At 54.6% G+C, this 1,434-nt stretch carries 2 protein-coding genes; one reads left to right on the top strand and one right to left on the bottom strand.

Annotation, left to right across the window (positions count from 1 at the left end; all coding sequences use genetic code 11):
* Positions 1-718: ArgP/LysG family DNA-binding transcriptional regulator (locus tag C0V97_RS18095; protein ID WP_233582265.1), on the bottom strand; the 718-nt coding region annotated here is incomplete at its 3' end.
* Between the two features lie 242 nt (positions 719-960).
* Here C0V97_RS18095 and C0V97_RS18090 point away from each other — a divergent pair.
* Positions 961-1,434, top strand: a 474-nt coding sequence (locus tag C0V97_RS18090) for a hypothetical protein (RefSeq protein WP_199752049.1), incomplete at its 3' end; no start/stop codon positions are given.

Raw genomic sequence — 1,434 nt, 5'->3', positions numbered from 1 at the left:
GCCCCCACCCCAGACCACTGAGCGTGAAATCCAGAACGCCCCGGCTGGAGGGGACGTAATGGGTGAGCGGCGAGAGATGCGTGCGCTTTGCCCGATCAAGCCATTGCCTCTGCAGACTGTCCTGCGCATTCAGGCAGATGCACGGCGCTGTATCGATCGCCTCGTCTGTCATCCCCTCAGGAAAATAACGCGCCACGAAATCCGGTCTGGCACATGCCGCATAATGCATGGCGCCGAGATAAAGGGTTCTGCACCCGGGGAGCAGATCGCTGCAGGTCGTGACGGCCGCCATGACGTCGCCCGTACGCAGCAGATCGGCTGTCTGGGCCACATCCTCGACAATCAGCGTGATGCAGATCTCTGCCCTTTCTGCATAGCCTGTAAGAATATCGGGCAGCCAGGTCGCGAGGCTGTCGATATTGACTGCCAACCGCAGGGTCGTTCTCTCGCCACTCTGAAAGAGAGCCGCACCCGTCTGCTTGCCGATCTCGGCTTCGAGGAGTTTTACCTTGTCGACATGGGCACAGAGTACCTGGCCCAGATCCGTGGCCCTGCACGGAGACCCGCGCACGATAACCAGCGCACCGAGACGTTCTTCAAAACTGCGCACACGCTGGGAAACCGCAGAGGCCGTGATCCGCAGGGCACGGGCTGCGCCCTCAAAGGAACCCTCACGGATAACTGCCACGACTGCACTGAGTGCCGCATAATCAAGCATGGGCGTAAGTTATGCTTAGGACCCCTAAGAAAGACAAGCTTTTCTCAAGGGAAAGTAACGCCTAGTTTCCGCGCAGATCGCAGACCACACAGACTTAATGATACTGCAATCTCAAGGGAATCAATGATCTAACTCTGTATATATCAAAATATTACATCTCATATATCGGGATAATACATCGTTACTACACAATAATGTTAGATCAAGACCGCTCGTCGAAAAATCATGTTTGGGTAGGAATCATGTCAAACATTCAGAAGTGGACAGTGCCGGGATATTCCTGCACGCTTTTCGGCAATCGAAGCCCAATCACCTCGCTAGGTGAGGTCACGGTTTACATCGACTTCGATAGAAAGCAGTTTCAGGTGAACCTGTCAGATGGCCGCACGATAGGTGGACCTTTCAAAACTTTTCTCAGTGGTACCGTCTATCAAACCAAGGGAATGTTTGGTTTCTACATCGGCACGAGCTTCTACCTCTTTGGCGAGAATGCCTCTTTTGCGGACGGTTATCTGGCTTATCCTGCCAGTGGAACTGCCGATATGGTATGGGTCTCCACCGCAACCGCGCAGAGCGGACCACTTCTCAGAAGCTCCTCCGACAATTTCTACTCTTACCCCTCGCCTACGGGTGAGCCCGTAGCCGCCATATGCTATCTGGCGGGCACGCTTATTCTGACCCCTCAGGGCGAACGGATCATCGAAACCCTGGAGCCG

It is taken from the genome of Asaia sp. W19 (genome assembly GCF_003994335.1).
Classification (GTDB): Bacteria; Pseudomonadota; Alphaproteobacteria; order Acetobacterales; family Acetobacteraceae; genus Asaia.
This window is presented reverse-complemented; position numbering and strand designations above follow the sequence as displayed.